The organism is Flaviflexus salsibiostraticola (assembly GCF_003952265.1).
Taxonomy (GTDB): domain Bacteria; phylum Actinomycetota; class Actinomycetes; order Actinomycetales; family Actinomycetaceae; genus Flaviflexus; species Flaviflexus salsibiostraticola.
Genome location: NZ_CP034438.1, coordinates 2,094,055 through 2,106,090, shown reverse-complemented (window position 1 = coordinate 2,106,090; position 12,036 = coordinate 2,094,055). Strand labels below are relative to the sequence as shown.

12 protein-coding genes are annotated in these 12,036 nt (G+C 68.2%); 4 read left to right on the top strand and 8 right to left on the bottom strand.

Translation table 11 applies throughout. The features are described 5' to 3' along the window. Positions 1 to 25 precede the first annotated feature (25 nt). From EJO69_RS09775 to mscL, 4 genes are all read left to right on the top strand, one after another. Positions 26 to 637 (top strand): 5-formyltetrahydrofolate cyclo-ligase, encoded by a 612-nt coding sequence (locus EJO69_RS09775; protein ID WP_126041407.1) that lies wholly within the window; start codon positions 26 to 28, stop codon positions 635 to 637. A 104-nt stretch (positions 638 to 741) separates the two neighbouring features. Further along, the gene (locus EJO69_RS09770) at positions 742 to 1,014 is read left to right on the top strand and encodes an FmdB family zinc ribbon protein (RefSeq protein ID WP_126041404.1); all 273 of its coding nucleotides are present in this window, start codon (positions 742 to 744) and stop codon (positions 1,012 to 1,014) included. A gap of 161 nt (positions 1,015 to 1,175) precedes the next feature. Beyond that, complete coding sequence (locus EJO69_RS09765; RefSeq protein ID WP_164519939.1) at positions 1,176 to 1,793, top strand: SAF domain-containing protein; 618 nt, start codon at positions 1,176 to 1,178, stop codon at positions 1,791 to 1,793. Then, a complete protein-coding gene (mscL, locus tag EJO69_RS09760; protein ID WP_126042512.1) occupies positions 1,793 to 2,191 on the top strand; it encodes a large conductance mechanosensitive channel protein MscL in 399 nt (132 codons plus the stop codon). Before EJO69_RS09765 ends, mscL begins: the two co-directional genes overlap by 1 nt. Here the strand turns inward: mscL and EJO69_RS09755 are convergent, their stop codons facing one another. The 8 genes from EJO69_RS09755 to EJO69_RS09720 all read right to left on the bottom strand — a co-directional run bounded on the left by EJO69_RS09755 (position 2,192) and on the right by EJO69_RS09720 (position 12,006). Next, positions 2,192 to 2,410, bottom strand: a complete 219-nt coding sequence (locus tag EJO69_RS09755) for a hypothetical protein (RefSeq protein WP_126041400.1) — start codon at positions 2,408 to 2,410, stop codon at positions 2,192 to 2,194. It lies immediately after the preceding gene. After that, the gene (locus EJO69_RS09750; protein ID WP_126041398.1) at positions 2,407 to 6,573 is read right to left on the bottom strand and encodes a hypothetical protein; all 4,167 of its coding nucleotides are present in this window, start codon (positions 6,571 to 6,573) and stop codon (positions 2,407 to 2,409) included. Before EJO69_RS09750 ends, EJO69_RS09755 begins: the two co-directional genes overlap by 4 nt. Before the next feature lie 26 nt (positions 6,574 to 6,599). Continuing rightward, the gene (locus EJO69_RS09745) at positions 6,600 to 7,421 is read right to left on the bottom strand and encodes an alpha/beta fold hydrolase (protein ID WP_126041396.1); all 822 of its coding nucleotides are present in this window, start codon (positions 7,419 to 7,421) and stop codon (positions 6,600 to 6,602) included. A gap of 40 nt (positions 7,422 to 7,461) precedes the next feature. Next, complete coding sequence (locus EJO69_RS09740) at positions 7,462 to 7,836, bottom strand: metallopeptidase family protein (protein WP_126042510.1); 375 nt, start codon at positions 7,834 to 7,836, stop codon at positions 7,462 to 7,464. A gap of 65 nt (positions 7,837 to 7,901) precedes the next feature. Next, positions 7,902 to 8,387, bottom strand: coding sequence for a nucleoside deaminase (locus EJO69_RS09735; RefSeq protein ID WP_126041394.1), 486 nt, complete (start codon positions 8,385 to 8,387; stop codon positions 7,902 to 7,904). A 136-nt stretch (positions 8,388 to 8,523) separates the two neighbouring features. Further along, positions 8,524 to 9,330: an HpcH/HpaI aldolase family protein gene (locus EJO69_RS09730; protein WP_126041392.1), complete on the bottom strand. Its 807-nt coding sequence runs from the start codon at positions 9,328 to 9,330 to the stop codon at positions 8,524 to 8,526. After that, positions 9,315 to 10,100 carry a 2-oxo-hept-4-ene-1,7-dioate hydratase gene (gene hpaH, locus EJO69_RS09725; protein ID WP_126041390.1) on the bottom strand — a complete coding sequence of 262 codons (786 nt, stop codon included), beginning with the start codon at positions 10,098 to 10,100 and terminating at the stop codon, positions 9,315 to 9,317. The genes EJO69_RS09730 and hpaH overlap by 16 nt, the downstream gene beginning before the upstream one ends. After that, complete coding sequence (locus EJO69_RS09720; RefSeq protein ID WP_126041388.1) at positions 10,090 to 12,006, bottom strand: FAD-dependent monooxygenase; 1,917 nt, start codon at positions 12,004 to 12,006, stop codon at positions 10,090 to 10,092. Before EJO69_RS09720 ends, hpaH begins: the two co-directional genes overlap by 11 nt. Between the last annotated feature and the right edge of the window lie 30 nt (positions 12,007 to 12,036).

Sequence of the window (12,036 nt, the reverse complement as noted above, 5' to 3'; positions counted from 1 at the left end):
CGGGACTGCGTGGGATAATGAGCCCATGACCACTGCTGAAGTGGCACTGCCCGATATCTCCGGCATCGACGTCGTCGATGCGAAACAGCTGATGCGAAGTGCTCTGCGCAATCGGCGGTCGAAGCTGACCGCCAAAGACGTCGAGGGCTATGCAGGCGGCTTCACGGACTCGATTCTCGACTTCGCGGCCGATGCCAAGATCATCTCCCTTTACGTCTCCGTCAACAACGAGCCGAGCACGCTGCGCGCCCTCGACATTCTGCGCGATCGCGGCGTCCGAGTCCTCCTGCCCAAGCTCGGGCCGGGACTCGCTCGCATGTGGGCGGAGTACGGCCGCGACGGTCTCGAGGTCGAGGCGCCCGGCCGGCCGCCCTCACCGACGTCGGCAGCCCTTCCCAGCGAGGCCGTTGAGGAGGCGGATGCGATCATCGTCCCTGCCCTCGCGCTCAATCGTGAGGGCATCCGCCTCGGGCAGGGCGGCGGCTGGTACGACCGCATCCTCAAGCAGAACGTGACGGACCGGGTCGGCGCCCTCATCTACCCCTGGGAGCTCGTCTCCGTCCCTCTCCCCCACGACGAGCAGGATGTCCGCATCCCCTGGGCGCTCCTGCCCGGCGACATCGTCGAGACCCCCTGACCAGGGCTCATTCCCCCGTGTCATCCGCGCCACGCTCGGCCACCTGCCGAGAGTCGGTGGCGTACTATGGCCTGTGGTCAGACCTTCGTCCATTGGAGTGACATATGCCCACATACTCGTACCGCTGTAGGTCCTGCGGCGATGAATTCGATATTCAGCAGTCATTCTCCGACGACCCGCTCACGATGTGCGAGGCGTGCGGAGGTGAGCTTCGGAAGCTCTTCAACTCCGTCGGGGTCGTCTTCAAGGGCTCCGGCTTCTACCGTAACGATGCTCGCGGAACCTCCTCGAGCCTGACGGCGAAGGACTCCAAGCCTGCGGCCGCTCCGAAGAGCGATGCTCCGGCGCCAGCCGCAGCAGCACCCGCCGCGAGCTGACCCTCCTCAGAATTCCGCTCGCTCAGCCCGCCGCGGCTGAGAACAGAGCCCCACACCTCCGAAGGCCGACCGTGCTTGCACAGGTCGGCCTTCGCATGCCCTGTCCACAGGCCGCTCAGGCCCTCCACCCCACCGCATCCACTGCCGCCTACGATCGGCGCATGTCCTCTCGCCCGACTCTCCGCGCGATGCTGTGGCGATGGCGCAGGCTCATCGCCGCCACGCTCATCGCCCTCTGTCTCGCCCTCGTCGTCGCCTCGATCAGCGCGTCCGGCCGAGTCACCCCCGTCGAGATGATGGTGGCAGGGCGCGATCTGTCCGCGGGCCACGTCCTCACCGAGTCCGATATCAGGTGGGTCGAGGCGCCCTCGGGCGTCATCCCCGGCGATCTGCTGATCAAGGACGTGAGCGACAGTCGGCTGGCGATCGCGGCGCCCGAGGGTACTCCCCTGACCACGCCGATCCTCATCGGGCCGACGCTCGCCGATTCCGCACCGGACGGCACCGTCGTCATCCCCCTCATCCTCTCCACCCCGCAGGAGCTCACTCCTGTCGGGTCGCTCGTCGACCTGTGGGTGGCCGACGAGGCGGGCACCGCGCACCAGATGGCGACGGGTGCGACGATCCTCGCGTACTCCGAGTCGGAGAGTTCAAGCGGATTCGGGAGCGACGAGCTCACGTACTCGTATGTCGCCGTTCCAGTCGATGACGCTACATTGGTCCTTGGCATGAGCACACAGCGGCCGCTCCTGGCCGTTCTCAACAGACAGGGACAGTGATGATCCAGGGTTTCAAAGACTTCATCTCGCGCGGCAACGCCATCGACCTCGCCGTCGGCGTCGTCATCGGGGCGGCTTTCACAGGTGTCGTCAACGCCATCGTCGACAAGTTCTTCAACCCGCTCGTCGGGGCCATCTTCGGCGAGCCCAACTTCGATTCGGTCGGCCGGTTCACGATCAACGGCGCCGAGATCCTGCCCGGCGCCATCCTCACCGCGCTCGTCAGCTTCCTGCTTGTCGCCGTCGCCCTCTACTTCTTCATTGTGATGCCGATGAACAGGCTGGCCGAGCGGCGCGCCGCCGGCATCGAGCAGGAGCCGCAGGCCCCCGCCGAGGACATCGCCCTCCTCACCGAGATCCGCGACCTGCTGCGCGAGACCTCCCGGCCGCAATCCTGATCACCAGTGCGGCGGGCGCTCGGCGAGGATCTCCCGGTCGCGGGCCGACAGGCCCGTGACCTTCTTCTTCGGGGCGCCCGCAGTACCCTCTGACCCGACGGGCGGGGTCGGGACGGGGTCATCCTTGTGGAGGGCCTCCTCGGGGGCCGAGATCTCACCCCGCTCGAGCCGCTCCCGGTCGACCCGGGAGAGATAGACCGCCCGGCGACGCTTTCTCACAGCTCCGCCTCCTCCCCGGCGTGCGCGGTGTGCCGGCGAACGACATTGCGGAGCACGACATCGACCTGGATGCCGCGGCGCCGCAGATCCAGCTCGGACCGCAGCTCTTCAACCATCTCATCCTCCGTGCGGTGCGCGCCGTCGCTCCTGATCCAGACGACGAGCTCATCGAGCTGATCATCCGAGTAGGCGGCGAGGGGCATGCCCGGTGAGACCTTCGGGCGGGGCCCGCGCGGGAGCCGCTCCTGCTCGAGGTCATCGTCGATCGTGTCGGTGTCGAGGTGGGCCGGCAGGGGCCTGCTCGTGCGGGCACTTCTCGCCGCCCGGCGGGCCTCGTCCCGCGCTACATCGACGGCGGCGATGATCCGGTCGACCTCGTTCTGCGGCTCGAAGAAGACAGAGGCCGACACGGTTGGCACGACCCGCCAGCCGCGCCCGGACAGCATGGCCGGCCAGAACTGGTCACGGCGCCGGAGCGACTTCTCAGACGCGTAGGTCTCGTCGTCGATCGTGACGGCGACGGCCCAGGTGCCGGGGATGTCGGGATGACCGGCGACGAGGGGGATGCTGAGGGAACCGCTGCGGGAGTATCCTGCCTTCGCCTCGTAGCCGCGATCGCGCAGCCGTGCGGCGAGGTCGGCGATGAGTGCCATGGGCTGGCTCTCCTCATCGCTGTCGGAGCGGTTCCTCCGGTAGGCATCGAGCAGATCGACGAGGAGGATCGAGCCCGGCGCCCCGAGCCGATTGCGGTCGATGTCGGACGCCTCGAACGAGGAGATGACGGTGAGCGACTTCCTCGGAGCTTCGAGCGCAGTCACGAGACCCTCAACGCCCGCCTCCGTCGACAGGGTGCCGAACGAGTGGAGGACGCGCCCGTGGACGGTCTTGCCGAGGCCGACGGTAAGGATGATGTGGTCGCGCCGCAGCATGCCGGATGACAGCGCATCGACCACCGCGAACGGCTCGCGCACCGTCGGATCCGTGAGCGCCGCGAGAGCCGACGACGTGCGGGCGACCGTGCGGATCGCTGTTCGGATCCGCTCGGCGTGGACGGCGTTGAGGGCGATGACGCCGATCGACTCGTCGGGCCGCGACAGCGCCAGATCGACGACCGCGTCGATGACTGCCTCGACCTCCTTCTCGGGGCCCTCGACGAGGCCCGAGCGAGGACTGGGAACACCGGTTCCCTCGACGACGATGAGGCGGGGGGCGGGGCGCGAGGGGGTGCTCGGGTACACGCGCAGGCCGGAGGAGAATCCGTTGTCGGCGAGGAAGCGCGCCGTCATCTCATCGTGGCGGGAGGAGTGCGTCGGCAGGCTCGCCACCGGCAGGGTCGTCGCGAGAGCCGAGACTGCCTCACCGCGGCCCTGGACGCGGCCGCAGGCCACGACCGTGCGCCCGCGGAGCAGGGAGGGGACAAGCTGGGCGAGATCGATGGAGTCGATCCCGTCGAGGATGACGACGTCCGCCCATTCCATCGCCGGGATGTACTGGGCCACGGTCACCGCGCTCATCGCCCAGATCGGACGCGCGGCCTTGAGGATGTCACCATGGCGGGCGATCGCCTCGCGGAGCCCGGCGGCGCCGTGCTCCGCGAGAAGAGCATCGACCTCGAGGGTCTGGTCCTTCTTCTTCGTGATCGTGGCCCGCATGGAGGCGATGATGGCGCGGGAAATGTAGTCCGGCATCGACTCGACGTGGTCGCGATCCTGCCGCACGACAGAGGCGATGAGGTCCCCGGCGCGGCTGCCCGCCCCGGCCGCGAGCGCCGGCGTCGAGGAGAACATGAGCTCGAAGACGGAGGCGAGGTACGCGGCGTGGAGCTCCGTACCTGCCCGGTCGGGGCTGACCGACCGAACCCGGAGATCGTCGAGCAGCGCGGCCAGACCGGCCTGTTCGATCTCGCCGCGCAGGACGTTGCGGCGCGGCAGGTCGGTGAGGTCACCCGACTCCCGGGCGAGCGCCTGGCAGCGCCTGCGCAGGTCGATGAGGCTCATGGAGGTGAGATCCCCGCCGTCCGGCAGGACGTCGGCGAGTTCGTCGATCTCGGCCCTCACCTCGCCGTAGGTGCCCCGCAGCTGGTCGACCCCCTCGGGGATCGACGGCCACGAGCCCGGCTCGGAATGGAGTCGCCACGTCTCGCGCTCACGCTGAACCTGGGCGAGGGCGGTGTGGAGTTCGGGCACGTCCTGGCCGGGGCGGACCATGTCCCGGGCCTCCTTCTTGAGGCGGCGCCTCTCGGACATCTTCATTGTGGCCCCGTGCTCCCTGCGCCACTCCTTCGAGGCGGTCGCAATGATCATGTCGGTGACGGAGCGCTCGTAGATATGGGGGCGGAACGTGTCGAGGGTGTCGGCGATGTCCGACAGGAGTTCGAGCTGGCCCGCCCAGGCGTCGAGGCTCTCGGCGCGGCGGAGCCCGGTTTCGGCCGATGCTCGCTGGACCTGGTCCATGAGGGCGGGGAGGCTGATGTCGGCGAGATGGGTGACCCGCTCGTGGATCGCCTCGGCCTCCTCGGCCGAATAGATGGTCGACCCGGCCCACGGGTTCGACTCGGATGCACGCTGGTCGAGCCTCAGTGCCTCATCGAGCTTCGTCGCGGCCTCCCTCCGACTCTCGTCGTCCGCGAGCGCGCCGACGACGGATTCGCCGAGACGGATCTTCGTGGGCGAGCCTCCCTCCTCGGCCGACATCTCCACAATCTTGATGAGCAGCCCGTAGGCGGAGACACCCCACTTCGGCGATGTCTCGTGGAGCGCGGTCATGAACTCGGTGAGCCTCTCACGGTCCGCCTCGAGCTGCGCGTTGCGCTCGGTCACCGTCTCGCTGTCGACGGATGGGGACTTCTGCCGCAGGCCCGTCCGGAGACGCAGCGGAACGTCGGTGATCGAGGAGAAGTCGGCGAGCGCCTCCCCGAGGCGGAGCCGCTCGAGCTGGGCTGTGAAGGAGCGATGCGCGGAGGAGCTGCCGTAAACGTAGATGACATGCTTCTGGGACGCGGCACGGTCAGCCGCGATCGAGGCGAGCACACGCCGGACGTCGGTGCCCGGAGCGGCGTCGATGAACACCGAGGTGCCCTCGGCGACCGCTTCCACGATGTCGAGCTCGGCCACATCAAGCTGACCGGCGCCGCGCTCGGCCTGGGGCGAGCGGTCGTACGGATCCGCTGTGATCTCACGGTCGGAGCTGCGCCCGAGCACGAGGTCGGCGATGAAGTGGGAGGCGCGGACCTGCGGCTCCATGACGACGAGATCATCATGGAGGATCGCGGACGGCGACGAGGCGAGGGCGAGGAGAGTCCCACCCCCGACAACGCAACCGGGGAGATAGACGCGGGCGATGTCGCGCAGCCGGGCGAGCGCCGCCTCCTGGGTGTCGGCGCTGCGGGCCAGGCTCCGCACCTCTTCGACGGCCTCCGTGGGCGCCCCGTGTCGGCGGAGCCCATCGAGGACGGCACTCGAGATGTCGGTCTCCTCGCCGAGGGTGAGGACGGGATCGGAGGCGGTCGAGGTCGCGATGTGGACGCCGCGGCGCAGCGCCGGCTCGGTCATCTCGATGATCTGCGGGCCGGTCGGCTCCGCCTCCTTCTCGATATCGTCGAGGCGGATCTGGCCGGTTTCGTCGAACGCTGCGCCGAGTTCGACCTCATCGTCGACGACATCCGTCGTCGAGGCCTGGCGCGGCCTCATCTCCGTCCATGTGAGCGTGCCGTGGATGAGAGAGATCGGGGCGGAGCCGTACGCCTCTTCGAGGCTCCGCTGGCGTGTGAGCAGTGCGTTGATCTTCGTCCGTGCCGTCGCCAGAGCATCGGCCTCACGGAAGAGGGAGGTGAGCGGCGTCGGACTGCCCGAGTAGAAGCCCGCCGCACCGGTCGGGTGGACGTGCGACAGGTCGACGACGTCCGGCTCGTCCGGCGAGAGGACGATGTCGCTCGACCTCTCGGCGAGGGTCGCCCGCCACCCCGCGAAGGCCTCCGTGACGGCCGCGTAGGCCTCCTCCGAATCAATCGGCTGGCGGCGCGCCTCGATGGCGGGGCCGAAGTCGGTCTCGGTGTCGACGACCGGCTCGGCCTCGGGCAGCGCCTCGTCCATCTCAGCCGGGGACTGCGGGGAGGGCGCCGGGTCGGACGGGCGATTCTTGCGGAAGAACGGTAGTGGGCTCACCCCTTTACCGTACCCACTCGGGAGGCTCAGTTCACTGAAGCGCGCGCGTGCAGGCCGTGCAGATCGAGCCACTCGACCATCTGCCGTTCAAGGAGCTCATGGCCGGGGTCGCGGAGGATCTCGTGGTACCCGCCCGGGACCGTGACAAGGTGGGCTGAGCCGCCCGCGCGGCGGACCGCCGCCGCGAACTCACAGGAGCCCTCGACGTTCGCGATCGAGTCCGCATCACCGTGGGCGATGAAGAGCGGAACACTCGTGTCCCAGCGGTGGGCGTGATCGAGCGCCCTCCGGCCGTGGACTGCCATTGACGCCCCAGACAGGAGCGAGACCGGTCCCTGATAGACGAGCTGATCGTCTTTATAGTCGCGGACGACGTCGGGGTCCCGGCTGATGTTCGTCGGATCGAGCGTGGTCACGGGAAGGAACGGCAGGTAGATCGCGAGGCGGTAGCCGAGGCGGGCGATGCCGCCGGGCAGCTCCGGCCGGGCCCGGAAGGCCGGGCCCGAGAGCATGACGGCGGCGAGGCCGGACGGGTCGATGAGGGCAGATGCGGCGGTGATGACCCCACCCATGGAATGGCCGAACAGGATGAGTCTGTCGGTCCTCATCCGCTCCGCGACGAGGGCGCGCGCCCTCCGATGGAGGGTGATGAGCTCGGCCACGTCGACGCGGGCAGCTGGCCCCGGCTCGCCGCCGTGGCCGGGCTGGTTGTAGAAGAACACGTCATAGCCGGCGGCCGCGAAGGTCTCGATGAGCGAGGAATAGCGTCCCGCGTGCTCCGCATACCCGTGGAGGAGAAGGATCGTCCCGCGTGGCTCTCCGACCGCAATGATGTGAGTGAGGTCCATTCCCCCACTCTGGCAGAATCGTTGCTCCCGCGCTGGCGGTTCAGGCCCAGCCGAGCTCGTGGAGCCGATCGTCGTCGATGCCGAAATGATGGGCGATCTCGTGGATGACGGTCACGGCGATCTCCTCGATGAGCTCCTCGCGGGTCTCGCAGAAGCGGCTGAGCGGGCCCCGGAAGATGAAGATCGTATCCGGAAGGGCCCCCGCCCATCCATCGTCGCGATCCGTCAGGGCCGTGCCCTCGTAGAGGCCGAGCAGCTGTGCCTGACCAGACTCGTCGAGCTCCTCTGGGAGGACCATGTCCGGCCGCGGCTCGTCCTCGATGAGGATGACGACGTTGTCGACTGCCTCCATCAGCTCATCGGGCACCATGTCCAGAGCATCCGCCACGGCCTGCTCGAACTCGTCTTCCGTCATCTCGACCACGGCATCAATCCTGCCACGTGTCGGTGGGAATGCAGGACGGTCCTGCCCGGGAAGCTTCACTCGATCCCGTGCCGCCGCCGGTGAAGCTCCTTGACCTCGGCACTGATCTCGGGGTCGGGGCCGGCGGTGGGCACGCCGGGGGCGACGGCGCTGATCGACAGCGGCGCGACCGGCCCCGCGGGGATGCCCCACTCCCGGTACCACGAGATGAGCTGCTCGGTGCTCGACGCGTAGACGATCCGGCCGAGGCCGACCCAGGCGTGGGCGGCCGCACACATGGGGCAGGGCTCCCCCGACGTGTAGACGGTCGATCGAGCACGCGTCTCGGGCGTGAGATGCTCGGCCGACCAGCGGGCGATCGCAAGCTCCGCGTGGCGGGTGCCATCGCCACCGGCGACACGGTTGCGGTCCGCGATCCGCTGATGCCCGTCCCCGTCGACGAGGATCGCCCCGAACGGCTCATCCCCGCAATCGAGCGCTCGGCGCGCAAGCTCCGCGCAGCGCAATAGGTACTTGCGGTCGTGGTCCGTGATCTCCCCCATGGCACTACTCAAACACGGATGGCGGCGATGGGGAAGGTCCCCCTGCGGCAGAGGACGAACCGCAGGGGGACCTGGGAATGGCCGGCGGGAGGAGGTCCGCCCGAGCATTCGAGACCATGCCGGAACCGGCATGGAGTCAGTAGGAGGAGCGCTCCGCCTCCGAACCGCCGATATAGGAATCCGCGAGCGCCTCTGACTGCCGGGCGAGGATCGCGACATCGGCTCCCACGAGGATGAAGTCGATGCCGTCCTCGATATAGCCGCGAGCGAGGCCCGGGTCGAAGGCATTGATGCCGACTGGGATGCTGGCCTCGCGGGCCGCTCGGATCGTTCGGTAGATGTTCTCGACGACCTCAGGGTGGGCCTGCTGGCCGATGAGGCCCATGGAGGCGGCCAGGTCGGACGGACCGATGAAGATCGCGTCCACCCCCGACCGGCAGATCTCGAGCGCATTGTCGACTGCGGTCGCGCTCTCGATCTGGGCGATGACGGAGACATGCTCGGCGTTCGCGTTCTCCAGGTAGCCGTCGACCCGGTTCCAGCGGGCGGCGCGGGCCAGTGCCGATCCGACTCCCCGCACACCCTCCGGCGGGTACCTCGTCGCGGCCACTGCGTGGGCGGCCTGCTCGGCGGTGTCGACCATGGGGATGAGGAGGTTCTGCGCCCCGAGGTCGAGGTGCTGCTTGATGAGGACCGTGTCGGCCGCCGGCACCCGGACGACCGGGGTGATCGGGTAGGGGGCGGCGGCCCGCAGCTGATCCTGGATCGACTGGAGCGAGAGCGGCGAGTGCTCGCCGTCGATGAGGAGCCAGTCGAGCCCGGATCCCGCACAGATCTCCGCGTTGGTGGGACTGCCTGAGCTCACCCACATGCCGACCTGGGCGCGGTCCGAATCCCGCAGCCGCTGGCCGAACGTGGGCGGCAGGGTCAGACGAATCGGCATGAGATCGTCCCCATCGACCCGTAATCGCACAGCACCGTGTCGCCCCGCTCGACCCACATCGGCCGCGTGAACGAACCGGCGAGGATGATCTCGCCCGCCTCGAGCCGCGATCCGTGCTGGGCGAACTTGTTCGCCAGCCAGGCGACCCCGGTGGCGGGGTGGTTGAGGACACCGGCGGCGACGCCGGTCTCCTCAATCGTCTCGTTCTTATAGAGAAGTGCTGAGACCCACCGCAGGTCAACGGCGTCGGGGGCGACCGGGTTGCCGCCGAGCACCATCGCCCCGTAGGCCGCGTTGTCGGAGATCGTGTCGACGATCGTGCGGCCCTCGAGCTCAACGTGGGAGTTGAGGATCTCGAGCGCGGGAACGACATACTCCGTCGCCCGCAGCACGTCGAAGATCGTGCAGGCCGGGCCCTCGAGCGCGTCCTTGAGGACGAAGGCGAGCTCAACCTCGATGCGGACCTGCATGAAGCGGTCGTACTCGATGATGGAGCCGTTCTCGTACACCGTGTCATCGAACAGGACCCCGTAGTCGGGTTCGGTGATGCCGGTGGCGGCCTGCATGGCCTTCGAGGTCAGGCCGATCTTGCGGCCGACGAGCCTGCGCCCCGCCGCGACCTGCCTGTCGCGCCACACGCCCTGGATCGCGTAGGCGTCCTCGACCGTTGCCTCGGGGTGGCGGGCCGTGATCCGACGGATCGGCTCCTTCGACCCGTCCGCCTCCGCGAGCTCCGCGGCGATCTCCTCGATGACGTCTCTAGCCAACATGGTCGAGCTCCCTCGTACGAGGCTGCGCGTCCGCGCTCTGACTGAGGTCGAAGATGGGCTCGAAGAACCGGGCGATCGAGTCGGTGTCCTCGAGGCCGGCGATGTGGGCGACATACATATCGGGGCGGACGATGATGACGGCGCCGTCACGGGAGATCCCGCGCAGGTCAAAGATGTCCTCGCCGGGGATCGTGCCGTACACGAGGTTCCAGTCCTCCACCCTGTGCGGTCCGCACTCGGGGCGGAACGCCGCCGGAGCATCCGTCACATTGAACTCGCGGTGCGGCTGCTGGTAAATGACCTTGACGTCGAAAACCGAATCCCGATCATCGCCCGGCTTCGTGTGGCGGACGACCGGTGAGGACGGATCGTTCTCCAGCCACTGCGCGAAATTGTCGACCGTCGAGTGCTCGGCCGGGTGGGCGGCGTCCGCGAAGACGTAGATCCGCCACCGGCCGTCGGCGCGATGCTGGTGGCCGATGTGGTGGTCGTTCGCATCTGCCCGGCGCACCGCACGGGCGGACTTGAAGCGCTTGCCGAGCGGGTACCCGGTTGCGAGCTCCTGCTTCGCCTCATCGGAGATGAGGAGGCTCGGCTCGTACTGGGTCATGAAGCCGGCCGGAAACTCAGCCGTGCGCACGTAGAACTCCTCGATCGACTCGCCGTCCCCGCGGCCCGCCATGCGGCCCGACCATTCGAGGTCGAAGTCGATGAGGTCCTGGGCGATCTTCTGGCGCTCCTGCGTGTAGGTGCGCAGCAGCCGCTCCGAGGAGTAGCCGCGCAGCACCTGGGCGAGCTTCCAACTGAGGTTGAACCCGTCCTGCATGGACACGTTCATGCCCTGGCCGGCCTTCGCCGAGTGCGTATGGCAGGCGTCGCCGGCGATGAAGACGTGCGGGGTCGCCTCGTCACTCGGCTCGGCCACATCGTCGAACCGGTCCGTGACGCGGTGGCCGACCTCGTAGACGGACCACCAGGCGACGTCCTCCACCTCGAACGAGTAGGGGGCCATGATCTCGTTACCGCGCCGCACGATCTCCTCGAGCGGGGTCTTGCGGATCTCGTGGTTGTCGTCTTCGGGCACCTCGCCCAGGTCGACGTACGTGCGGAACAGGTAGCCGCCCTCGCGGGGGATGTGGAGGATGTTGCCCTTCGAGGAGTTGATGATCGACTTGAGGCGAATGTCGGGGAAGTCGGTTTTTGCGATGACGTCGGCGACGCCCCACGCATGGTAGGAGATCTTGCCCTGGTGGGTGGCCCCGATCGCGCTGCGGACCTTCGAGCGGGCCCCATCGGCGCCGAGGACGTACTTGGCTCGGACCCTGCGGGTCTCGCCCTGGTCCGGGCCGGCCGTCGCCATGAGTTCGACCTCGACCGGGTACTCGGAGTCGTCGATCGTCAGGCCGACGAACTCATACCCGAAATTCACTCCCATGCGGGAGGGCTGGCGTGCCATGAACTCGCGGAAGTAGTCGAGGACCCGGGCCTGGTTGACGATGATGTGCTCGAACTCGGAGATTCCGTACGGATCATCCTCCGTGATCGCGGTGCGGACGATGTGGTCCGGGTTCTCGGGGTCCGGCTTCCAGAAGGCCGTCTCCGTGATCCGGTACGCCTCGTCGACGATCTCGTTCTTGAAGCCGAAGGCCTGGAACGTCTCGACCGTGCGGGCCTGGATGCCGTCCGCGTGGCCGAGCTCGAGGCGGCTCGGACGCCGCTCGACGATGTGGGCGCGGATGTCGGGGAAGACGGAGAGCTGGGCGGCGGCCAGCATGCCTGCGGGCCCTGCTCCGATGATGAGCACATCCATCTCGTCTGGCAGCTCGGGGCTGCGGTTGATGCCGACACCGGCGGGCTGGGTGACACGGGGGTCTTCTGAGACATAGCCGTGGTGGTGGAATTTCATGATCATCCTTCTGTGCAGAGTGGGATGAGG

Coding starts and splice junctions, on each gene's coding strand:
- EJO69_RS09730 (WP_126041392.1), bottom strand. CDS start 9,330: ATGCCGATTCGTCTGACCCTGCCGCCCACGTTCGGCCAGCGGCTGCGG.
- hpaH (WP_126041390.1), bottom strand. CDS start 10,100: ATGTTGGCTAGAGACGTCATCGAGGAGATCGCCGCGGAGCTCGCGGAG.
- EJO69_RS09770 (WP_126041404.1), top strand. CDS start 742: ATGCCCACATACTCGTACCGCTGTAGGTCCTGCGGCGATGAATTCGAT.
- EJO69_RS09735 (WP_126041394.1), bottom strand. CDS start 8,387: ATGGGGGAGATCACGGACCACGACCGCAAGTACCTATTGCGCTGCGCG.
- EJO69_RS09740 (WP_126042510.1), bottom strand. CDS start 7,836: ATGACGGAAGACGAGTTCGAGCAGGCCGTGGCGGATGCTCTGGACATG.
- EJO69_RS09720 (WP_126041388.1), bottom strand. CDS start 12,006: ATGAAATTCCACCACCACGGCTATGTCTCAGAAGACCCCCGTGTCACC.
- mscL (WP_126042512.1), top strand. CDS start 1,793: ATGATCCAGGGTTTCAAAGACTTCATCTCGCGCGGCAACGCCATCGAC.
- EJO69_RS09745 (WP_126041396.1), bottom strand. CDS start 7,421: ATGGACCTCACTCACATCATTGCGGTCGGAGAGCCACGCGGGACGATC.
- EJO69_RS09765 (WP_164519939.1), top strand. CDS start 1,176: ATGTCCTCTCGCCCGACTCTCCGCGCGATGCTGTGGCGATGGCGCAGG.
- EJO69_RS09775 (WP_126041407.1), top strand. CDS start 26: ATGACCACTGCTGAAGTGGCACTGCCCGATATCTCCGGCATCGACGTC.